The organism is Methylobacterium guangdongense, from assembly GCF_038442355.1.
Lineage (GTDB): Bacteria > Pseudomonadota > Alphaproteobacteria > Rhizobiales > Beijerinckiaceae > Methylobacterium > Methylobacterium guangdongense.
In genome coordinates this window covers 16,711-37,697 of record NZ_JBBXMX010000016.1, presented here as the reverse complement: position 1 = coordinate 37,697, position 20,987 = coordinate 16,711, and the positions used below count along the sequence as shown (strand labels likewise).

Below are 20,987 nucleotides of genomic sequence, written 5' to 3'. Positions count from 1 at the left end.
CCGTCGCACCCCAGGAATTCACGGCCGGTCCGATCCGGCCGAGAGCATTTCGCGAGGTCGGGACCACGATGAACGGACGCACGGCCCAGCATAAAGCTGCGCGTGCCCCGGCGGCGCAAGAGGTGCGTCGCGCCGGTCCGTTCGTCGACCCGGCCAAGTTCAACCCCAGGCGCCCTTTGCGCCGACCGGCGGTTGACGGCAATTTCCCCTCGAACCCATCCGCCTCGGCGACGAGGCCGGCACCCTGCCCGACAGCATTGACGTCGGGCGAGGCGCCGCCGGGACCACGGGCACGGAGAACGACGTCGGCCGCCATGCCGAGAGTCCGACATGGCCAACAAAATGCTGATCGACGCGATGCACCCGGAGGAGACCCGGGTCGTCACGGTCCAAGGGTCTAGGGTCGAGGAGTTCGACTTCGAAGCCGCCAACCGGCGCCAGCTGCGCGGCAACATCTACCTCGCCAAGGTCACCCGGGTGGAGCCCTCGCTCCAGGCGGCCTTCGTGGAGTACGGCGGTAACCGCCACGGCTTCCTGGCCTTCAACGAGATCCACCCCGACTACTACCAGATCCCGCTCGCCGACCGGCAGGCCCTCCTGGAGGAGGAGGCCCGCGACGCCGAGGAGCATCGCGAGCGCGAGGAGCGCCGCCGCCGCTCGCCCCGCCGCTCCCGCGGCCGCCGCGCCGAGGCCCGCGCCCGCACCACCGACGAGACGGTGAGCGGCGAGGACGCGCATGGGGACGCGCATGGGGACGCGCACGAGGCCGGGCCGATCGCGGGTCAGGTCGAGGGCGAAGAGGGTCGGGTCGCCGATCACGCCGAGACGTCCCCGGAGGCCGGGATCGCGCCGGCCGGCATGCCCGACACGCTCGACGAGAACCCCGAGGCGGTGCAGGAGGCCCTCGCCTCCGAAGCTGAGGCCGGGGATATTTCCAAGCCGCAGGCCGCCGAGACGCACGCCGAGCCGGCAGCCGAAGCCGTGGAATCCGCCCCGGTGGCGGCGCAGGCCGACGAGGCCGCCACCGACCAGGATGACCCGGCCGAGCCCGAGGCCCGGATCGCCGTGGCCGAGGCCCTGACCGTGGCCGAGGAGCCGGCCGAGACCGTCGCGGAGGATGTCGCGGAGGCGTCCAGCCGCAGCGGCCCGGCCGTCGGCGAGCTCGACGAGCTGTCGGACGAGGACGAGTCCGAGGAGGACGACTCCGACGACGACGAGGAGGATGAGGACGAGGCGGAGGACGACGAGGACGAGTCCGACGAGGATGACGATTCGGACGAGGAGTCGGACGACCCCGACGCCGAGCCCAAGATCGCCCAGGTCGGCGGCAACGGCGACGCGCTGGCCGAGATCCCCGAGCGGCCCCGCCACTACCGCCGCCAGTACAAGATCCAGGAGGTGATCAAGCGCCGCCAGATCATCCTGGTGCAGGTGGTCAAGGAGGAGCGCGGCACGAAGGGCGCGGCGCTCACCACCTACCTGTCGCTGGCCGGCCGCTACTCGGTGCTGATGCCCAACACGGGCCGAGGCGGCGGCATCTCGCGCAAGATCACCTCGGCGGCCGATCGCAAGCGCCTCAAGGAGGTCGTGCAGGATCTGGAGGTGCCCGAGGGGATGGGCGTCATCCTGCGCACCGCCGGCGCCTCGCGCTCCAAGCCCGAGATCGCCCGGGACTTCGAGTACCTGATGCGCCTGTGGGAATCGGTCCGCGAGCTGACGCTGACCTCGATGGCCCCGGCCCTGGTCTACGAGGAGGGCTCGCTGATCAAGCGCGCCATCCGCGACCTCTACAACAAGGATCTGGACGAGGTTCTGGTCGCCGGCGATGACGCCTACCGCGAGGCCAAGGACTTCATGCGGATGCTGATGCCCGGCCAGTCCAAGGTCGTGAAGCCCTACCGCGACCCGACGCCGATCTTCGCCCGCTTCGGGGTCGAGCAGCAGCTCGACGCGATGTTCTCGACCCACGTCTCGCTGAAGTCCGGCGGCTATCTGGTGATCAACCCGACCGAGGCGCTGGTCTCGATCGACGTGAACTCAGGGAGAGCCACCCGCGAGCACGATATCGAGGACACCGCCCTCAAGACCAACATGGAGGCCGCCGAGGAGGTCGCCCGCCAGCTGCGCCTGCGCGACCTCGCGGGCCTGATCGTCATCGACTTCATCGACATGGAGGAGAAGCGCAACAACCGCGCCGTCGAGAAGAAGCTCAACGAGTGCCTGAAGAACGACCGCGCCCGCATCCAGGTCGGCCGGATCTCGCCCTTCGGCCTCCTGGAGATGAGCCGCCAGCGCATCCGCACGGGCGTGCTCGAATCCTCCTCGATCCCCTGCGCGCATTGCGGCGGTTCGGGCTTCGTGCGGGCGACCTCCTCGGTGGCGCTGCACATCCTGCGGTCGATCGAGGAGGCACTGCTCAAGTCCGCCTCCCACAACCTCGTCCTGCGCACCCGCACCGAGGTCGCCCTCTACATCCTCAACCAGAAGCGCGGGCATCTGCGCGAGCTGGAGGTGCGGTTCGGCGTGACCATCACGATCGCGGCCGACGAGCGGCTGGCGGCGACCGCCGCCTTCCAGCTCGACCGCGGTGAGCCGGCCCAGCGCGCCGAAGGCCCGGTGACGGGCGTGCGCGCCCAGGCGATCTCGCCCACCACGGAGTTCGACGACGAGGACGAGGAGATCGAAGAGGCCGAAGCCGAGGTCGAGGCGGATGCCGAGGGCGAGGCCGAGGGCGAGGAGACCCGCGCCGAGGCCCGGGAGGACGGCACGCGCGACGAGGGCGACGGCCGCCGCCGCCGCCGTCGCCGCCGCCGTCGGGGTGGCCGCGCGGAGGGGCGGTCCGATGAGGAGCGCCAGGGCGCCGCGCAATCCGACCCGGACGGTCGGGACGAGGAATGGGACGGCGACGAGCCGGCCAACGCCAACGAGGCGAGCGTCGATGCGGCCAGCGTCGATGCGGTGACCGGCGAGCCCGTGGAGGCAGCCGTCGCGGCCGAGAGCGACGGGGCCGACGCGGCTGTGGCAGGCCCGGACGAGGCCGTCCAGGCTGAGGACGAGGGCGGCCGCCGCCGTCGCCGCGGACGCCGGGGCGGACGCGGACGCGGCGAGGGCCGCACCCGCGAGGGTGGCGAGGCGGAGGAGGCTGCGGCCTCCGACGCGGCGGTCGCCCTGCCGGCGGAGGAGCCGGTGAGCGGCGAGGCCGTGGCCGAAATCGTCGAGGCCGCGCCTGAGGCCGCCCGTAGCGAGACGGCGGTGGACCTGCCGGTCGCCGCTGAGCCGGCGACGGAAGCCGCCGAGCCTCATGCGTCGAACGGCGCCGCAGAGCCGGCCCCCGCGTCGAACGCCGAGCCGGCCCCCGAACCCGTCGCGGTCGTGCTGACGCCCCCGTCCGACCCGGACCGGCCCAAGCGCGCCGGCTGGTGGTCACGCACCAAGGCCGCGCTGACCGGCGAGTGAGACGCCGCGCCCCCGGCCCCCGGCGGCCGGGGGCGCGGAACCGCGAAGGGTCAATCGTTTCCTACCGAGGCGCGAAGTCTCGGCTCGATTGGAAACAGACCCGATTAGCCTTCATCATTGATTGAAGGATCCATGCGAGGGTCTGCTCCGAATCGTTGATCGGAGAACCCGCATGTTCGGCCTTAACCGCAAGCGCTCGGAGAAGGGCGCATCCGGCGCCCTGCAGATGGCCGCTGCGCCGGTGCAGGCACCCGTTGTCGTTGAAGCCGCGCCGAATCCGCAGCCCGCCGCCGCCCCGGCCTTCGATCGGGAATGGCAGTCGCTGCTGGCGCGCATGTCGGCCGCGGCCTCGGATGCCGGGACCTCGATCGGCTGGATGACCCATGACGCCTCGGGCACCGCCGAGCAGGCCCGGCTGATCGCGGCCGCGAGCGAGGAACTCGCCGCCACCACGGGGGAGATCGCGGCCCGGTCCGCCTCGGCCGCCGAGACCGCCGAGACCGCCCGCTCCGGCATCGCCACCTGCGTCGGCGACCTCCAGCGCGCCGCCGATGGCATGCGCGGCATCGAGGAGGGCACCGAGGAGATCGGCAACCGGCTCGACAGCTTCTCGACCGCGGCCCTGCGGATCGAGGAGATGGCCGGCACCATCGCGGCGATCTCCGCCCAGACCAACCTGCTGGCGCTGAACGCCACGATCGAGGCGGCGCGCGCCGGCGAGGCCGGCCGGGGCTTCGCCGTGGTGGCCGCCGAGGTGAAGACCCTGTCGGCTCAGACCGCCAAGGCGACCGACGAGATCCGCGCCCGCGTGGCGGGCCTGCGCGAGGAGATGGCGGCCATGCAGGCGGCGGTCACGCGCAGCCGCGGCGCGGTCGAGACCGGGGCCGCCGCCATGGTGCGGGCCAATGCCCGCGTCGAGGCCGAGAGCGGCGCCGTCGCGAACGTCGCGTCGCAGATGCGCGAGGCCTCCGAGATCCTGAACCAGCAGATCCAGGCCACCGGCGACATCGCCAACAATGTCGGCCGGATCGCGGAGGGCACCGACAAGGCGCGCCGGGAGATCGGGGACGCCATGGCCGAACTCGAGCGGATCGAGTCGCTCGGCCGCAACCTGCTCGACCGGCAGGACGGCGGGCAGGCGGCGGAGGCGCATACGGCACGCCTTCCGGCCGACCTCGCCGCCTGGCGGCGCGGCATCGCGGCGACCCTGGTCGGCATGCGCTCGGCCGACAATCCGCCCGTGGCGGTGGCCGCCAATCCGGAGCGACCGGCCGCCGTGGAGGCGCCCCTGGCGCAGGCGCGCGAGCAGGCGGCGGCGATGCTCCGCCATGTCCGCGCCCAGGCCTGGGACGAGGCGACCACCGCCTTCGTGGCCTTCGAGGCGGCCATCAAGGACACGCGGGCGGCCGTCGCCTGAACGGCCGCGGTCGTTCAGGGGTCGATCAGGCGCTCCAGCCGCATGCGGGTGATCTGCGCGACCTCCGCCAGCGCGGTCTCCCGCTCGGCCGCCGGATCCCGGCCGAGCCGGGCCTCGAACACCGACAGGATCTCGGCCCGGCCGCGCCCGCGCACCGCGATGATGAACGGGAAACCGAACCGGGCCCGGTAGGCCGCGTTCAGCCGCGCGAAGGCCGCCGCCTCGGCCTCCGCCATGCGGTCGAGCCCGGCGCTGCCCTGTTCGCTCTCCGAGTCGGCCGTCAGGGCCCGCGCGCGCGCCTCGGATCCAGCGAGTTCCGGATGGCCGTCGAGGAAGGTCAACTGCACGGCGTCGGGCGCTGAGCGCAGGGCCCGCATCATCGCGGCGTGCAGGGCAGCGCGGCTGGCGAAGGGGCGCTCCGGCGCGACGGCCTCGGCCACCCAGGCGGCGTGCTCGAACACGCCCCCGAGCAGGGCCACGAAGGCGCCCGCCTCCATCCGGTTGACGGCGGCGAGGTCGGGCACGGCCCCTAGCTGCCGCGGTAGGTGGTGAAGCTGCCGGGGGCGCAGAGCATCGGCACGTGGTAGTGCTGCGCCGGGTCGAAAATCGCGAAGCGCACCACCGAGTTGTCGATGAAGATGTCGGCCTCCGCGGTGCCGGGCCGGTCGCGGAAATAGTCATCGACGTGGAAGGTCAGCTGATACTGGCCGACCTTCGCCTCGCTCGCCGCCAGGATCGGCTGGTCGGTCCGCCCGTCCGCGTTCGTGACCACGCTCTTCACGAGCCGCCAAGTCCCGCCTTCAGATGTCCCGCCTTCAGATGTCCCGCCCTCCAGCACCGAGAACTCGATGCGAATACCGGCTGCGGGGCGGCCGCGGTCGGTGTCGAGGACGTGGGTCGAGATGCCGGCCATGGCGCGTCGATGCTCTAGCTGCCGCGATAGTAGGAGTAGCCCCAGGGCGTGAACAGCACCGGCAGGTGGTGGCGCTGGCCCGCATCGCGGATCCGGAAGCGGATCGGCACCCGGTCGAGGAAGTTCGGGCTCGGCAGGCTCACTCCGCGGGCGGCGAAATAGGCCCCGAGATGCAACAGCAGCTCGTAATGGCCGGGCCGCAGGGCGGCATCCGTCAGCAGCGGCTCGGCCGGCCGGCCGTTGGCCCCCGTGGTGACGGTCTTGATCGGCGTGAGCGTGTCGCCCTCGCGCCACGCGAGGGCGCAGACCATGCCGGCGGCCGGGGTGCCGTGGAAATTGTCGATGGCGTGCAGCGTCAGGCGCGGACCGAGGCCCGCCTGCGAGACCGGGGCGCTGGTGAGGGGGGCGGGCTTGTCGGGCGCTGTCGAGGGCCCCGGACCTGCCTGCGCCAGGGCACCACCGGATGCCGCGACCGCGGCGCCCCCAAGACCGAGACCGGTGAAGCTGCGGCGGGTCAGGGCAGATGTCTCCAGGGCGGCCTCCCGTCACGCGATCGGTCGAACGATCGCGGACGGCGCCGGCGATCGCGCACGACGCCACGCAAGGTACACGCCAGAGACGCGGAGACGCTACTGCGACGGCGGCTCAGGCGCAGCCGGCGCATCATGTCCCTTCCGGCGCTCGCGCTCCTTGCGCAGCTCCCGCTCGGCCAGAAGCCAGAACTCGATCTCGAATCCCTCCGGCCGGTGATTGCGCTCCCACAACTCGTAGGCGCGCTCGCGGATCTGCTCGAACGTGAGGGCATCCGGCGCCGGGGCGGTGGGGGACGGCACCTTGTCGTCGGACATGGCCAAGGGCTCGAAGGTGTGCGGCGGGCTCTCCGGGGCCGTCGCTCCCGGAGGCGAATAGGGGTCGGTTTTCATGGCGTGTCGGCCCCGCTCAGCTGGCCGGCCTTTCGAGATAGGCCGCCACGCTGGTGATCCGGCTCCCCACCATCGTGACGGCCTTGCGCAGCCGGTCCTCGGTCACGCCGAAGCGCTGGGCCCAGACCTCGCGGGTGGCGCGGTCGTAGATATCGATATGCGTCTTGCCTCTGGCTTCGGTGGACATGGTGTGCCCGCTCCGGTCTCTGGCTGTGCCGCGGCGGTGCCGGGCTGTCTGCTGGGACAACCGGGCGTCCCCGTCTTAAGTTGCCGGACCGCGGCGCACCCGCGGACGGATCAGGGCCGGGGTGTCGCGGGCCGCACCGCAGGGTCGAGCCGCGGCTCGGACGGCGCCTCGTCCTGCCGCACCCGGGCCGCCACGAAGGCGGTGAGCAGCGGCACCAGCAGGGCGCTCACCACGACGCTCGCCGCCACCAGCACCGTGGCGGGGCCGGCGGCCTCCGCGTAGGCCGGGTTGGCGGCCGCGATGATCGCCGGCACGGCGGCGGCGTTGCCCGCCGTGGAGGCGGCAGCCACCCCGGCGACGCCGTTGCCCCCGGTCAGCCGGTCGGCCACGAACAGGGCCGCCCCCGTCACCGCCACCACGGCGACGCCGAGCCCGATCCCGAGGAGGCCCGCCTGCCAGATCTTGGCGAGGTCGAGCCCGAAGCCCAGCGCGAAGGCGAAGAACGGGATCATCACCGGGGCGGCCCCCGACAGGAAGGCGCGCATGTCCCGGTCGAGGTTGCCCAGGATCATGCCGATCACGAGGGGCAGGATGCTGCCCACCAGCGTCGGCCACGGGAAGGCGGAGAGGCCCGCGAGCCCGAGCGTCACCATGGTGAGGAACGGGCCGGATTCGAGGCTCATGATCGCGTAGGCGCCCGCATCCTTCGGGCGGCCGAACTGACCCATCAAGGCGAGGTAGAGCCCGCCATTGGTGTCGTTCATGGCGGCGACGATCGCGAGGGTCGAGAGCCCGGCGAAGGCCCCGGCCGTGATCGGCGCCTCGCCCAGGAGGTGGCCGAACACCACGCCCAGGATCGCCGCGACGCCGACCTTGGTGGCCAGCAGGACGCCGCCCTTGCGGGCGATCGCCGGGGTGGCGCGGAAATCGATGCCCGCCCCCATGCAGACGAAGAACACCGCCAGGATCGGGAGCGCCCCGTTGAACAGCGCCCCGGTGAACGAGCCGAAGAAGGTCGCGGTGTTCGGGAACAGGGTGTGGAGGATCGCGCCGAGGAACAGCGGCACGACCATCAGGCCGCCCGGGACGCGCTCCAGCGAGCGCTTGATCGGAATCTGCATGGGTCGTCCTCCGGTGCGGCCGCTGTCCCGGGCCTGTCACCTGAAACCGCTCCCCCCGGGGCGCTGCTACAACCTTTCGACAAGCGGGTGCAACTTGGCGGTAGAAGCGCCCTCTCTTGACTCGGCGGCCACCGATTGCCGATGAGGCCGACTTGGCGTGCGGGGGCGGCGCGGCGCAGATCTCCGATGGACACCGATCTCACGGCCATGACCCGCCTGCGCCTCATCGCCGACGACCTGACCGGCACCCTCGACACCGCCGCCGGCTTCACCGGCCTGTGCGGGCCGATCCCGGTGGCGTGGCCGGAGATCCTGCCGGAGGATGGTTCCGGGTGCTTGGCGATCGATTCCGGCACCCGGGAAGTCGCGTCCGCGGAGGCCGACCGGATCGTCGGGGCGCTCGCGCCGCGGCTTCAAAATGCCGACATCGCCTTCAAGAAGGTCGATAGCCTGCTGCGCGGCCCCTGGGCGGCGGAACTCGCCGCCGTCATGCGGCTGGGCACCTGGGCGCGCTGCATCGTGGCGCCGGCCTTCCCGTATCAGGGCCGCCGCACCAGCGATGGACGGCAGCTCGCCCGGCGGGACGGCGGCTGGGCACCGGTCTCGGGCGACATCGCCGAGGCCCTGCGGGCGGCGGGCCTGCCGGCGCGGCGGGCCGCCCTCGCCGACGGCCCCATGCCGGGGGTGGCGGTCTATGACGCGGCGGAGGACGACGACCTCGCCCGCATCGCCGAGCTTGGCCGGGACGGTCCGGTGCTCTGGTGCGGCAGCGGCGGCCTCGCGGCGGCCCTGGCGCGGGGCGTGGCGGCCCCCGGGGACGCCCGCCTCGTCGGCCCGGTGCTCGGCCTGTTCGGCTCCGACCGGCCGGAAACCGCGGCCCAGCTCGACGCCTGCGGCCCCCATCGCCTCGTCCTCGCGCCGGAGGCGGCGGACCATACCGGACCGATCGGCGAACGCCTCACCCGGGACGGCGTCGTGCTGGCCAGCCTCGCCCTGCCCGAAGGCACCGCCCGGGAGGAAGCCGCCGCGCGGATCGCCGCGGCCTTCGCGGGCGTGGTCGCGGGGATCCCGAGGCCCGGGACCCTGCTGGTCGCCGGCGGCGAGACCCTCAAGGCGCTCTGCCTCGCGCTCCAGGTCGAGCGCCTCGACGTCACCGGCCAGATCGCCCCCGGCCTACCCCGCTCGACCCTGCGGGGCGGGCGCTGGGACGGGCTCGCGGTGATCTCGAAATCCGGCGCCTTCGGAACAGAGGGCGTCTGGCGCGATCTACTCCATCGAAACGGTTTCACGCCCGACAGGAGCGACCCATGACGCAGCATCTCGCCATCACCATGGGCGACCCGGCCGGCATCGGCCCGGAGATCATCGTCAAGGCCGCCGCCCGGCTGAAGGACCGGATCGACGCGGGCGACCTGAAGCTCGTGGTCATCGGCAGCGCCCCGGCTCTGCACCGGGCGGAAGCCGCGCTCGGGCTCCTGCCCGAACAAATTCCCGAGGTCGCCGAGGACGGCGACTGGCCGGCGCTGTGCTGCCTCCAGGCGGATGCGGAGGGCGCGCCGATCGAGCCGGGCCGGCTCTCGGCCGATGGCGGGCGCTTCGCCTACAAGGCGATCGAGGCCGGGGTGCGCCTCGCCCTGGCGGACAAGATCGGCGGGATCGTCACGGCGCCGCTGAACAAGGAAGCGCTCAACAAGGCCGGCTATCATTATGCCGGCCATACCGAGATGCTGGCGGAGCTGACCGGCGTGCGGGGCTCGGTGATGATGCTGGCCCACGGCAACATGCGGGTCTCGCACGTCACCACCCACGTCGCCCTGGAGGATGTGCCCAAGCGCCTCACGCCGGAGCGCCTGCGCCTCGTCCTCGACCTCACCGACAAGGCGCTGAAGGGTCTGGGGCTCGCCCGGCCGAAGATCGCGGTGGCGGCGCTCAATCCGCATGCCGGCGAGGGCGGCCTGTTCGGGCGCCAGGATATCGACGTCAGCACGCCGGTGATCGCCAAGGCCAATGCCGACGGGCTCGACGTGCACGGGCCGGTTCCGGGCGACACGGTGTTCGTGAAGCTGCGCGCCGGCCAGTACGACGCCGTGGTGGCGATGTATCACGACCAGGGACACATCCCGGTGAAGCTGCTGGGGTTCGAGATCGACCCGGCGACGGGAAAGTGGATGGACCTGTCGGGGGTGAACATCACCCTGGGGCTGCCGATCATCCGCACCTCGGTCGATCACGGCACCGCCTTCGACATCGCGGGGACGGGCATCGCCAACGAGCGCAGCCTGATCGAGGCGATCGAATTCGCGGAACGGCTGGCGGCCAATCGTCAGGCTGCCTGAGCGAGCGATCAAGGATCAAGCGCGTTTTCCCCTCCCCCTTGTGGGGAGGGGCCAGGGGTGGGGGTGGTGCAGGATCGAGTGGTCCGGTGCCTCCTGAACCACCCCCACCTCCAACTCCTCCCCACAAGGGCGAGGAGAGTGCGCAAGCGGATGCGAACGGCGATCCAGAAAAGAACCCGTGTTGTCAGCCGTGTTTCACGTGAAACAAACCAAGAACACGACCCCTCACCGCCCGTCGCCCGCAGCACCCTCCCCCACGGCCTCGCACGCAAACGGCGAAGGCGGCGCCTCGACGCCGCGCCAGCGGGCATAGGCCCAGGGGCGATACCACGCCGCCCCCGCGGGCAGCCGCTCCGGCACGAGGTCGATTCCGTGGGTGCCGAACGGACCGCACCGGCAGATCCGGGCGAAACCCATCCAGCCCCCCGGCCACAACCCGTGCCGGGTGATGGCGGTGTCGGTGTATTCGGAGCAGCTCGGCCAGTGGCGGCACTGGCGGCCGATCAGCCCCGACAGGGTGAGCTGATAGGCGCGGATGCCCCAATGCGCCGCCCGCCGGACCATGCGGTCAGGCAGCCTGCCGCTTGGCGGCGATCTGGTCGAGGGCGTCCACCACCGCGTCGAAGGTCAGGAGCGTCGAGGCGTGGCGCGCCTTGAAGTCCCGCACGGGCTCCAGCACCGCGAGGTCCGCCCAGGCGCCGTCGGGGGCCGGGCCGTTCTCCTTGAGCATCGCCCGCATGGTCTCGCGCACGCCCCGCAGCTCCTCGGCACTGGCGCCGACGACGTGGCGGCCCATCAGCGACGAGGACGCTTGGCCGAGCGCGCAGGCCCGGACCTCCTGGGCGAAGTCCGTCACCCGTCCGTCCTCGCCCAGCACGAGATCCACCGTCACGGTCGAGCCGCACAGGCGGGAATGCGCGGTGGCGCTGGCATCTGGGTTCTCCAGCCGGCCGAGCCGGGGGATATCGGCGGCGAGTTCGAGGATGCGGCGGTTGTAGATATCGTCGAGCATCGGGTCCTCGGCCGTGGGTACAGGTCCCGTCGGGACACTGCCGCGCGGTTCGCGCATTGCGCGTTGCCCCGCGAACGATGATATAGGCGCCTGACGGTCGCTTCGCGAGGAGGCAGGCCGTCGACCAGGGTCGCGCCCACGGCCACGGTGGCATCCACGGCTCTGGCCATCCCGGGCGCCGGCCTGAAACCTTTTCAGGCCCGGGATCTTCCCTCACACGCCCGACGCGATTCCGACGATGTACGCCAAGCCCGACAGCACCCCGATGAAGTCCCGCATCGCCCGGGCCGGAGATGCCATGGATGCCGCGCTCAAGTCCCTGTCGTATCCGAGCGACGGCCAAGTCATTCACCGGAACGGCATCGACGGGCAAGGTCTGGACGGCATGCGCAATGACAATCGGCCGGTGGATGAGGCGCGCCCCGTCGAGGTCGCGCCGGAGCCGGCCTCCGCCACCCGCGTCCCCGACGGGATCGAGACCGGCCGCCCGAGCCGCGCCGAGGCGGAGGCCGCCGTGCGCACGCTGCTCCGCTGGGCCGGCGACGACCCGACCCGCGAGGGCCTGCTGGATACCCCCGCCCGGGTCACCAAGGCCTACGAGCAGCTGTTCGGCGGCTACGGTGTCGATGCCGAGAAGCTGCTGGAGCGGGTGTTCGAGGAGGTCGAGGGCTATTCGGACATCGTGCTGGTGCGCGACATTCCGTTCCACTCCCATTGCGAACACCACATGGTGCCGTTCATGGGGCTCGCCCACATCGCCTATTACCCGACCCGGGGCGTGGTCGGCCTGTCGAAGCTCGCCCGGGTGGTCGACACCTTCGCCCGCCGGTTGCAGACGCAGGAGACCATGACGGCCCAGATCGCCGACGTGATCGAGAGCATCCTCAAGCCCCGCGGCGTCGCCGTGATGGTGGAGGCCGAGCACCTGTGCATGGCGATGCGCGGCGTCCAGAAATCCGGGGTCTCGACCATCACCAGTCAGTTCCGCGGCGTGTTCAAGGACAACGCCAACGAGCAGGTGCGCTTCCTGACCCTGGTGCGCGGCGGCGCCAAGTAGTCTACAGCACGCGCCGAGTCAGGGACCGCTTTATCACGCCATGACCGCGCGCGACATCGCCTTCGATCCCCCCGGCCCCCGCGCCGCGGTCGAGGAAGGCCAAGCCTTCACGCCCCGCTTCGACCGGGACGGGCTGATCACCTGCATCGCGGTCGATGCCCGGGACGGCCAAGTGCTGATGCTGGCGCACATGAACGCCGAATCGCTGGCGCGCACTCTCGAGACCGGCGAGGCGTGGTACTGGTCGCGCTCGCGGGCCGAGCTCTGGCACAAGGGCGCCACCAGCGGGCAGATCCAGCGCATCGTCGAGATGCGGGTCGATTGCGACCAGGACGCCCTGCTGATCCGCGTGGAGGTCGGCGGCGATGGCGGCTGCTGCCACACGGGCCGGCGGGATTGCTTCTACCGCACCGTCACCCGGCAATCCGACGGCCGCGTCACCCTGGACTTCGCCGGGACATGAGCGCGACTCTTGCCGCGACCGGGTGGCAAGACTGTCCCGCCGTTCCGTATTTCCTGCCCGGCGCCGTCGAGCCGATCCGCCCCCTGCCCAAGGCGGGTCCGCGGATCGGGCTGGCGCTCGGCGGCGGCTCGGCCCGGGGCTGGGCCCATATCGGCGTGCTGCGCGCCCTGGAGGAGGCCGGCATCCATCCGACCGTGGTGGCGGGCTGCTCGATCGGGGCTGTCGTCGGCGCCTGCTACGCGGCCGGGCGCCTCGACCGGCTGGAGGCCTTTGCCCGGGCCCTGACCCGGCGCCGGGTGGTCGGGCTGATCGATCCGCGGCTGCCGGGCTCGGGCCTGATCGCCGGCAACCGCCTGCGCCAGCGGCTCCACGCCGATCTCGGCGAGCGCCGGATCGAGCGCCTGCCGATCCGGTTCGGCTGCGTCGCCACGGAGTACGGCACCGGCCAGGAGGTCTGCCTGACCGAGGGGCCGGCGGTGGACGCGGTGCGCGCCTCCTACGCGATCCCCGGCCTGTTCCCGCCGGTGACCCATGAGGGCCGGGTGCTGATGGACGGCACGCTGGTCAACCCGGTGCCGGTGGCGCTCGCCCGGGCGCTGGGGGCCGACCTCGTGATCTGCGTGAACCTCAACGGCGATACCGGCGGCCCGGTGGTGCGCGAGGTGCCGGTCCGCCCGGCCCGCCGCGGCGTCCTGGACGCGCTGCGCACCCGCCTGTTCGGCTTCCGACGCCCGCAGCCGGACCTCGCCATGCCGGGCCTCGCCCGGGTGGTGCTCGACGCGTTCAACATCACGCAGGACCGGATCTCCCGTTCACGTCTGGAGCGCGACCCGCCGGACGTGGCGATCGGGCCGGACGTGGCCGGGATGGGCCTTTTCGATTTCCACCGGGCGGATGAGGGGATCGCCCTTGGGTATCGGGCCGCGCGGGCGGCGCTGCCGCGGATCCGGGCCGTGGTGGCGGGGGCCGAGGCGCGGGCCTGAGCCTGCAGGGACGATCCCACTCAACCCCCTCATCCTGAGGTGCCCGCGTCAGCGGGCCTCGAAGGAGGGCTCCAGGGATCGCGGTGCTGGCTGGATGGCTCCTTCGAGGCCTCCGCTTCGCTCCGGCACCTCAGGATGAGGGGGATGGGTGGGAGAACCTGGGAAGCCCTCCGCCCCTTCGGATATCTCCCGCCCGTCATCCCCCTGTCGCCCCCGCCTGCCATGGACGCCCCACCATTTGGAGGGGTTCCAATGTCCGCGAGTCGCCGTCAGATCCTGCTCACCGGAGGCGCTGGCCTCGTCGGGCTGGCCTCCGGCCTCGCCCGCCCCGGCCTGAGCCGCGCCGCCGACCGGCCGCTCCTGACCCACGGGCTCCAATCCGGCGATGTCGGCACCGACTCGGGCGTCGTCTGGGCGCGCGCCGACCGGCCAGCCCGGGCGATCATCGAGTGGGCGACCACCGAGAGCTTTTCCAACCTCCAGGGCGTCTTCGCCGATGCGCTGCCGGAGACCGACGGCACCGTGAAGGTGGCGCTGACCGGCCTGCCGGCGGGCCAGGACATCTTCTATCGCGTCCGCCTGCAGGACATCGCCGCGCCGACCATCGTCGGGCCGGCCCAGGTCGGGCGGTTCCGCACCGCGCCGGCGGATCGGCGCTCGGTCTCGTTCTGCTGGTCGGGCGACACGGCGGGCCAGGGCTGGGGCATCGACGAGGCCCGCGGCGGCATGACGATCTATTCCGCCATCCTGAAGAACCGGCCGGACTTCTTCATCCATTCCGGCGACACGATCTACGCCGACGGGCCGATCCAGTCCGAGGTCAAGCTTCCCGACGGCAGCCTCTGGCGCAACCGCGTGACCGAGGCGGTCTCCAAGCCGGCCGAGACGCTGGAAGAATTCCGCGGCCGGCACAAGTACAACCTCACCGACCGGAACGTGCTGGCGATGAACGCCGCCGTGCCGATCCTGGCGCAGTGGGACGACCACGAGGTCACCAACAACTGGTGGCCGGGCGAGCCGCTGACCCGCGCCGAGCACCTCAAGAAGAAGTACGCCGACCCGAACGTGCTGGCCCTCCAGCTGCGCGCCGCGAAGGCGTTCCACGAATACATGCCGATGCGCTTCGAGCCGTCCGAGCCCGGCCGGGTCTACCGCAAGATCGGCTACGGCCCGCTGGTCGACGTGTTCATGCTCGACATGCGCTCCTACCGGGGGCCGAACGGCGAGAACACGCAGACGGCCTACGGGCCGGATTCCTATTTCCTGGGGCCGCAGCAGACCGCGTGGCTTAAGCGGGCGCTGCTCGAATCCCGCGCCACCTGGAAGGTGATCGCCGCCGACATGCCGCTCGGCCTCGTGGTGACGTACGACGTCGACAAGAACTTCGGCTCGGAGGCGGTGGCGCAGGGCGACGGCCCGCCCCTCGGGCGCGAGTTGGAGATCGCCGACCTGCTGCGCTTCATCAAGAACGCGGGCATCCGCAACACGGTGTGGTTCACGGCCGACGTGCACTACACGGCCGCGCATTACTACGACCCCAACAAGGCGCAGTTCCAGGATTTCGAGCCGTTCTGGGAGTTCGTCTCCGGGCCGCTGCACGCCGGCACCTTCGGGCCGAACGCGCTGGACAACACCTTCGGGCCGCAGCTGCGGTTCGTGAAGGCCCCCGAGAAGGGCCAGGTGAACCTGTCACCGGCCTCCGGCTACCAGTTCTTCGGCCATGTGGCGGTCGACGGCCGGACCGAGCAGATGACGGTGACGCTCAAGGACGCGACCGATGCGGATCTGTGGCACGTGACGCTCGACCCCGCGAAGGCGTGAGGAGACGCTTTTCCCCTCCCCCTTGCGGGGAGGGGCCAGGGGTGGGGGTGGTGCAGGAGGCACCGCGGCGCCTCAGCCTGCACCACCCCCACCTCCAACTCCTCCCCGCAAGGGGGAGGAGAGAGCATCTCGGCGCACGAAGCGTGAATCCGCTTGGCCAAAGGGAGGGAGAGCCTATCCCTCCCTACGCCATCGTGATGTAATCCCGCAGCGCCTGATGCTCGGCCTCGACGCTGGCGATCTTGCGCGCCACCACGTCGCCGATCGAGACCAGACCGATCAGCCGCCCGTCCTCGCAGACCGGCACGTGGCGGAAGCGGCCGTCGGTCATCAGCGTCATGACCTCCTCGATCGTCGCGCTCCGCCCGCAGGTGGTGACGGCCGCGGTCATGTGGGCGGAGACCGGCGCGTCGAAGGCCGAGCCCCCGTGCCCGGCCAACGCCCGCATGATGTCCCGCTCGGAGATGATGCCGGCCACCGATCCGTCGTCATGGGCGACCACCAGGGCACCGATGCGCCGGTCGGCGAGGATCTGGATGACCTCCTCGAGGGTCTTGTCGGGGCTCACGGTGACGACGGAGCTGCCCTTCTCGGCCAGGATGCGTGCGACGGTCATGGCTCTCTCCCTTGTGACGCGTCCGGTGCGCCATCAGCCTGCGGCGCCCGGATTCCGCTGTCGGCCGGGTTGGCCCCGGCTCCTTCACAATGCGGCGAGTGTGTGGCCGTTTCGCCCGGTTGGCAAGGTGGTCAGGCCTTCACCCTCTCCCGCGGGTCGAGGAACGGGAACAGCAGGAAGCCCACGATGAACCCGCCGAGATGCGCGTCCCACGCGATGGCGGCGCTCTCGCCGACCAGCGGCACGCTGACGAGGCCGAACAGCAGGTTGGTCACCAGCCAGATCGCCAGGAACGAGACCGCCGTCCGGTTGCGCAGGAGTTCGGGGATGGTCTCGACCGGCCGGCGCGGCGGCAATTGCCAGGGGGGCCCGGCGTAGCCCGAGGCCGGCGGCTGGAACACGAACCGGGCGGCGGCGGCCATCAGGGCCGAGATCCCCGCCGAGGCGCCGACCAGCGGCCCGGCACTGAGGGGATCGACCAGCACGTGCAGCAGGCCGCCCGCCGCGGTGCCGGCGAGCGCCAGCAGCCCGTAGCGCCAGGGGCCGCAGCGTCGGGCGACCGGCGAGCCGAAGGCGGCGAGCCACACGCTGTTGAAGATCACGTGCATCCACGATCCGTGGAGCAGCGCGTAGGTGGCGAGCGTCCAGGGCTGGAACGCGTGCTCGCCCACGATGTAGCGGGCGAAGGCCTCCCGCGCCGCCTGCAGGCCGGGATCGCCCGAATCACCCGCCGCGCGGACCACCTCGGCGGCCTGGCCGGGATCGAACCACAGGGTCCAGCGGGCCGGCACCAGGGCGAGATCGAGGACGAGCCGGATGTCCCAGGTGTCGGGCAGCAGGAACTCGCGCACCCCCTGGATCGCCAGCAGCAGCCCGATCGAGAGCGTGACGACCCCCGGCATGTTGAACACCGGGACGCGGCTCTGCCGCGGAAATTCGGGGGAGGCATCCATCCCGGCACCATGTCGGGGCTCGGGGCGGGTGGGCAAGCCCCGGCGACGTTTTGAATTTGGTTAAGACGGTTCGTCCGATCGGCCGAAGTCCCCGCGGCGACTGGTCGTGACGCCGAAAGACCTGATCGAACACGCCCATTCGGCCCGCCCGCACAGTCCCGGCCGGCCGCGGCAGACGGCCAGCTTGGCCGGGCGGTCCGGCGTGTCGAGGGACCGGTCCCAGGGATGCGACGGCCGCGATTGTCTCGCCGGCGCCGACGCGGTACCGCCGGGCGCCGCGTCGGCACGGGGCGTGCGCTCGAAGGCCGTGAGTGCCCGGACCGGCCGGCTACAGCCTCGCGGATGTACCAGAACGATCCAGGGATGAACCACAGGCGTTTAGAGTCGGGACACCGATGAAGCATCCCACCAGCCGTATGCTCCACGCCTACTGGGAGCGCCTGCGCGGCGAGCGCGCCGCGCCGGAGCGGGGCGAGATCGAGCCCGGCGAGATCCGCCACCTCCTGGCCGACAGCCTGATCCTGGAACTCGACATGGCGGCCGGCTCCGCCACGATCCGGCTCGCAGGGACGCGGGTCTGCGCCCTGTACGGCCGGGAGTTGAAGGGGCAATCCTTCGGGGTGCTGTGGGGCGCCCAGGAGGCCGACCCGTGGCGGATCGTGGAGATCGTCGCCAGCGATACCCTGGGCGTCGTGGCGGGGCTGCGCGGCACCAATGCAGCCGGCGAGGCGGTGGACCTCGAACTCCTGCTCCTGCCCCTGCGCCACCGGGGCCGCACCCAGGTCCGGGCGCTCGGCGCCCTCAGCCTCGACGGGACGCCCCCCTGGATCGGCCTGCGCCCGCTCATGGAGGCGCAGACCACCTCGCTGCGCATCCTGCCGAGCCGCCGGCCGGATACCCTGCCGCCGCCGCGCCCGGTCGTCCGGTCGAGCACCACTTATCCGGGACCCGTGCGCCGCGGACACCTCCTCGTCCATGCCGGCGGCCGCAGCGCCTGAGCCGGCTGTTCGCCCTACGCGAGATAATAAAAGAGCAGTACAACGCTGAGGGGAAAAAAAGGGTTTCGTAACGGTCCCGCTCTAGTCTCTGATTCTGCTGATCGCGGAGGAGGATTAGTCCCGGGATGATCGCGGCCGACCTCACCGCCGAGATGGCGCCGCGCGTTGCGCCCGGCCCGGCGCGGAGCGCCACGGACGAGCGCCGGCACCAGCGCGTGCAGGTCTCCGTTCTCGGCCGCTTCATGCTGGCCGATCGGCGCGAATACCCCTGCCAGACCGTGGACATGTCGCCGGGGGGCGTCCGCCTGACCTGCGCGGTCCGGGGCGAGATCGGCGAGCGGGTGGTGCTCTATCTGGAGCATATCGGCCGGATCGAGGGACGGATCGCCCGTCACTGCGGGGATGGGTTCGCGGTTCAGCTGAACGCCACCCCGCGCAAGCGCGACAAGCTCGCCTCCCAGCTGACTTGGCTCGCCAATCGGGAAATGCTCGGCCTGCCGGAGGGGCGCTCCCACGAGCGCCTCGTGCCGACCCAGCCGGCGGTGACCCTGCGGATCGAGGGCAGCCGCGAGATCCAGGCCCGGCTGATCGACATCTCCATGTCGGGCGCCGCGATCGCCTGCCCGCTGTCGCTCCCGCTCGGAACCCCGGTGACGGTGGGCAGCACACCGGGGCGGCTGGTGCGCTACTTCGACGGCGGGTTCGGCGTGCAGTTCCTGCTGCCGCTCTCGGCCGACCGCTTCCACGCCGGCATGACGCTGTAGCAGGATCCCGGGTTTCCAGAGGGCTTCAGCCCTCTGGCGGGTGCTCAGGGTGGAACCCTGAGAAGTCTCCAGGGCCCTGCCCTGGACCCGCGAAAGGGCTCGCCCTTTCGAAACCCCGGTTCGAGCCGCGCGCTGCCGGACAGGCGCCGCGACTCAGATCCGCTTGGCGAGCTGCGCGGCGGTGTCGGCGGCGGGCCGGGACAGGTCGAGGGCGCCCAGGAAGCGGTTCTGCGCGTCCATCACGTACACGAGGGCGGTGTGCTCCATCGTGTAGTCGCCGTCCTTCCCGGGGACCTTGCGGGCAAAGGCGCGATACGCCTTCTCGGCGGCGGCGACCTGCTCGGGGCTGCCGGTCAGCCCGGTGATCCGCGGATCGAAGCTCGACAGATAGGTCTTCAGGCTCGCCGGGTCGTCGCGCTCCGGATCGACCGTAACGAAGGCGACCCGCATGTGCGCGGCCTTGGGCCCGAGGGCGGCCAGCACGTCCGAGACCTGCTGCAGGGTCGTCGGGCAGACGTCCGGGCAATGGGTGAAGCCGAAGAACACGAGGTGCGTCGCCCCCGCGAAATCGCGCTCAGTGACGGTGCGGCCGTCCTGATCAACCAGCGTGAACGGTCCGCCGACGCCGGGCACGCCCACCGGCGCCTTCTCGGGCATGAAGGCGAAGACCGCCGCCCCGGTGATGCCGACGAGGCCGAGACAGAAGGCGAGGAGCGGGATGAGGGCGCGGCGCATCGTGTCGGACTCCGACCTCGGGACGGAGGCTGGCACAGCACACAACGCCGCGTGGAGGCAAGCGGGCCCGGTGTCGCCGGCCCGCTTGCCAGGTCTCAGGGCTTCTGGGCCGGCTCGCCCGAGGGGCTGGCCGGGGCGGCGCCCTTCGGCGGCTCCTTGCCCAGGTAGATGTATTCCGGCGCGGCGCGGAGCTGGTCCTTGGTGGTGTCGATCCGGGCCTGGAGGGTCTTGTCGTCGGTCCGGTTGAGCGTGAGCACGGACGGGTCGACCGCGACGTATTTCGAGCCGATCCCCAGGAAGCCGCCGACCCCGATCACCCAGGACCGCACGGTGTTCTTCTCGTCGAGGACGATGTCGGCGATCTGCCCGATCGTCTCGTTGGCGCCGTTCACCACGCTGGTGCCGATTAGCTTGCTGGCGACCCGGTCGTCGGGATTCTGGGCCACAAAGGTCGGCCGCAGGTTGTCGGCCATGGTGGCGGGCTGCCCCGGCACCGGGGCCGCGGGGCTGGCGTTGCCGGCGTTCGGGCCGGCCGTCTGTGCCGAGGCGGTGGCGAGGCCGGCCAGCAGGAGGGCCGAGGCGAGGAGCGGAGTGCGCATCGGGTCAGGTCTTTCGAGGATGGCCGCGAACGGGGTGCGCCGCCTTAAGGCTCTGGCGGAGCTTAAGTTCCGCGCGATCTGCCCGGCACGCTCGAAAGCGCGGCGGTTTGCCGGCTGCGTGTTCCCCGGCGGACCTTTGACGGCGCTGCGTCCGGCCCCCACAAGACGCGGACCATGCTCCGCCTCGCCCTCTACCAGCCCGACATCCCCCAGAACACCGGCACGATGCTGCGCATGGCGGCCTGCCTGGGGCTCGCGGTGGAGATCATCGAGCCGGCGGGCTTCGACGTGTCGGACCGGCACCTGCGCCGCTCGGGGCTCGACTACCTCGACCACGTGGCGATCACCCGGCACCGCTCCTTCGCGGCCTTCGCGGCGTGGCGGGCCGAGGCCGGGATCCGGCTCGTGCTCGCCACCACGGCGGGCGCCGTACCCTACACCGCGTTCGCCTTCCGCCCGGACGATTGCCTGATGGTCGGGCGCGAATCCGCGGGCGTGCCGGAGGCGGTGCACGCGGCGGCCGAGGCCCGGATCGTGGTGCCGATCCGGCCGGGCCTGCGCTCCCTCAACGTGGCGGTGGCGGCCGCCATGATCGCCGGCGAGGCGCTGCGGCAGACGACAGGGCCCTAGCGT

At 71.8% G+C, this 20,987-nt stretch carries 23 protein-coding genes; 11 read left to right on the top strand and 12 right to left on the bottom strand.

Annotated features, from left to right (window positions below; all coding sequences use genetic code 11):
• Positions 1 to 330: 330 nt before the first annotated feature.
• Both AAHG09_RS23925 and AAHG09_RS23920 read left to right on the top strand, forming a co-directional pair.
• Complete coding sequence (locus AAHG09_RS23925; protein ID WP_342110011.1) at positions 331 to 3,456, top strand: ribonuclease E/G; 3,126 nt, start codon at positions 331 to 333, stop codon at positions 3,454 to 3,456.
• A gap of 172 nt (positions 3,457 to 3,628) precedes the next feature.
• Positions 3,629 to 4,873, top strand: a complete 1,245-nt coding sequence (locus AAHG09_RS23920; RefSeq protein ID WP_342110010.1) for a methyl-accepting chemotaxis protein — start codon at positions 3,629 to 3,631, stop codon at positions 4,871 to 4,873.
• 14 nt (positions 4,874 to 4,887) lie between these two features.
• On the opposite strand, the gene uraD is transcribed toward AAHG09_RS23920, so the two are convergent.
• From uraD to AAHG09_RS23890, 6 genes are all read right to left on the bottom strand, one after another.
• Positions 4,888 to 5,397, bottom strand: coding sequence for a 2-oxo-4-hydroxy-4-carboxy-5-ureidoimidazoline decarboxylase (gene uraD / locus AAHG09_RS23915; protein ID WP_342110009.1), 510 nt, complete (start codon positions 5,395 to 5,397; stop codon positions 4,888 to 4,890).
• Positions 5,398 to 5,402: 5 nt separating this feature from the next.
• Entirely contained in the window at positions 5,403 to 5,786 is a 384-nt protein-coding gene (gene uraH / locus AAHG09_RS23910; RefSeq protein WP_342110008.1) for a hydroxyisourate hydrolase, read from the bottom strand.
• 14 nt (positions 5,787 to 5,800) lie between these two features.
• Complete coding sequence (gene uraH / locus AAHG09_RS23905; protein ID WP_342110098.1) at positions 5,801 to 6,139, bottom strand: hydroxyisourate hydrolase; 339 nt, start codon at positions 6,137 to 6,139, stop codon at positions 5,801 to 5,803.
• A 276-nt stretch (positions 6,140 to 6,415) separates the two neighbouring features.
• Entirely contained in the window at positions 6,416 to 6,634 is a 219-nt protein-coding gene (locus AAHG09_RS23900; RefSeq protein WP_342110007.1) for a DUF2934 domain-containing protein, read from the bottom strand.
• Between the two features lie 91 nt (positions 6,635 to 6,725).
• Positions 6,726 to 6,896 (bottom strand): DUF3606 domain-containing protein, encoded by a 171-nt coding sequence (locus tag AAHG09_RS23895; protein ID WP_342110006.1) that lies wholly within the window; start codon positions 6,894 to 6,896, stop codon positions 6,726 to 6,728.
• A gap of 110 nt (positions 6,897 to 7,006) precedes the next feature.
• A complete protein-coding gene (locus AAHG09_RS23890; protein ID WP_342110005.1) occupies positions 7,007 to 8,017 on the bottom strand; it encodes a 2-keto-3-deoxygluconate permease in 1,011 nt (336 codons plus the stop codon).
• 207 nt (positions 8,018 to 8,224) lie between these two features.
• Between AAHG09_RS23890 and AAHG09_RS23885 the strand changes: the two genes are divergently transcribed.
• Positions 8,225 to 9,328, top strand: a complete 1,104-nt coding sequence (locus tag AAHG09_RS23885) for a four-carbon acid sugar kinase family protein (RefSeq protein ID WP_342110097.1) — start codon at positions 8,225 to 8,227, stop codon at positions 9,326 to 9,328.
• Positions 9,325 to 10,353: a 4-hydroxythreonine-4-phosphate dehydrogenase PdxA gene (gene pdxA / locus AAHG09_RS23880; protein WP_342110004.1), complete on the top strand. Its 1,029-nt coding sequence runs from the start codon at positions 9,325 to 9,327 to the stop codon at positions 10,351 to 10,353. The genes AAHG09_RS23885 and pdxA overlap by 4 nt, the downstream gene beginning before the upstream one ends.
• 225 nt (positions 10,354 to 10,578) lie before the next feature.
• On the opposite strand, the gene yidD is transcribed toward pdxA, so the two are convergent.
• On the bottom strand, positions 10,579 to 10,917 hold the full coding sequence (gene yidD, locus AAHG09_RS23875) for a membrane protein insertion efficiency factor YidD (protein WP_342110003.1): 339 nt from the start codon (positions 10,915 to 10,917) through the stop codon (positions 10,579 to 10,581).
• 4 nt (positions 10,918 to 10,921) lie between these two features.
• The gene (locus tag AAHG09_RS23870) at positions 10,922 to 11,365 is read right to left on the bottom strand and encodes an iron-sulfur cluster assembly scaffold protein (protein ID WP_342110002.1); all 444 of its coding nucleotides are present in this window, start codon (positions 11,363 to 11,365) and stop codon (positions 10,922 to 10,924) included.
• A gap of 238 nt (positions 11,366 to 11,603) precedes the next feature.
• Between AAHG09_RS23870 and folE the strand changes: the two genes are divergently transcribed.
• The 4 genes from folE to AAHG09_RS23850 all read left to right on the top strand — a co-directional run bounded on the left by folE (position 11,604) and on the right by AAHG09_RS23850 (position 15,689).
• Entirely contained in the window at positions 11,604 to 12,422 is an 819-nt protein-coding gene (gene folE, locus AAHG09_RS23865; RefSeq protein WP_342110001.1) for a GTP cyclohydrolase I FolE, read from the top strand.
• Positions 12,423 to 12,462: 40 nt separating this feature from the next.
• Entirely contained in the window at positions 12,463 to 12,885 is a 423-nt protein-coding gene (gene hisI, locus AAHG09_RS23860) for a phosphoribosyl-AMP cyclohydrolase (RefSeq protein WP_342110000.1), read from the top strand.
• Positions 12,882 to 13,868 carry a patatin-like phospholipase family protein gene (locus AAHG09_RS23855; protein WP_342109999.1) on the top strand — a complete coding sequence of 329 codons (987 nt, stop codon included), beginning with the start codon at positions 12,882 to 12,884 and terminating at the stop codon, positions 13,866 to 13,868. Before hisI ends, AAHG09_RS23855 begins: the two co-directional genes overlap by 4 nt.
• A 252-nt stretch (positions 13,869 to 14,120) precedes the next feature.
• Positions 14,121 to 15,689: an alkaline phosphatase D family protein gene (locus AAHG09_RS23850; protein WP_342109998.1), complete on the top strand. Its 1,569-nt coding sequence runs from the start codon at positions 14,121 to 14,123 to the stop codon at positions 15,687 to 15,689.
• 184 nt (positions 15,690 to 15,873) lie between these two features.
• Here AAHG09_RS23850 and AAHG09_RS23845 read toward each other — a convergent pair whose 3' ends face one another.
• Together AAHG09_RS23845 and AAHG09_RS23840 are read right to left on the bottom strand one after the other, a co-directional pair.
• A complete protein-coding gene (locus AAHG09_RS23845; RefSeq protein WP_342109997.1) occupies positions 15,874 to 16,305 on the bottom strand; it encodes a CBS domain-containing protein in 432 nt (143 codons plus the stop codon).
• A 131-nt stretch (positions 16,306 to 16,436) separates the two neighbouring features.
• Positions 16,437 to 17,258: a rhomboid family intramembrane serine protease gene (locus AAHG09_RS23840; RefSeq protein WP_342109996.1), complete on the bottom strand. Its 822-nt coding sequence runs from the start codon at positions 17,256 to 17,258 to the stop codon at positions 16,437 to 16,439.
• A gap of 395 nt (positions 17,259 to 17,653) precedes the next feature.
• Here AAHG09_RS23840 and AAHG09_RS23835 point away from each other — a divergent pair, with 395 nt between their 5' ends.
• A complete protein-coding gene (locus tag AAHG09_RS23835) occupies positions 17,654 to 18,256 on the top strand; it encodes a PAS domain-containing protein (protein ID WP_342109995.1) in 603 nt (200 codons plus the stop codon).
• Between the two features lie 152 nt (positions 18,257 to 18,408).
• Positions 18,409 to 19,020 carry a PilZ domain-containing protein gene (locus tag AAHG09_RS23830; protein WP_342110096.1) on the top strand — a complete coding sequence of 204 codons (612 nt, stop codon included), beginning with the start codon at positions 18,409 to 18,411 and terminating at the stop codon, positions 19,018 to 19,020.
• Between the two features lie 153 nt (positions 19,021 to 19,173).
• Here the strand turns inward: AAHG09_RS23830 and AAHG09_RS23825 are convergent, their stop codons facing one another.
• Positions 19,174 to 19,755, bottom strand: a complete 582-nt coding sequence (locus tag AAHG09_RS23825) for an SCO family protein (RefSeq protein ID WP_342109994.1) — start codon at positions 19,753 to 19,755, stop codon at positions 19,174 to 19,176.
• Between the two features lie 95 nt (positions 19,756 to 19,850).
• Complete coding sequence (locus tag AAHG09_RS23820) at positions 19,851 to 20,354, bottom strand: PRC-barrel domain-containing protein (protein ID WP_342109993.1); 504 nt, start codon at positions 20,352 to 20,354, stop codon at positions 19,851 to 19,853.
• 174 nt (positions 20,355 to 20,528) lie between these two features.
• Here AAHG09_RS23820 and AAHG09_RS23815 point away from each other — a divergent pair, with 174 nt between their 5' ends.
• Positions 20,529 to 20,984 (top strand): tRNA (cytidine(34)-2'-O)-methyltransferase, encoded by a 456-nt coding sequence (locus AAHG09_RS23815; RefSeq protein ID WP_342109992.1) that lies wholly within the window; start codon positions 20,529 to 20,531, stop codon positions 20,982 to 20,984.
• Positions 20,985 to 20,987 lie beyond the last annotated feature (3 nt).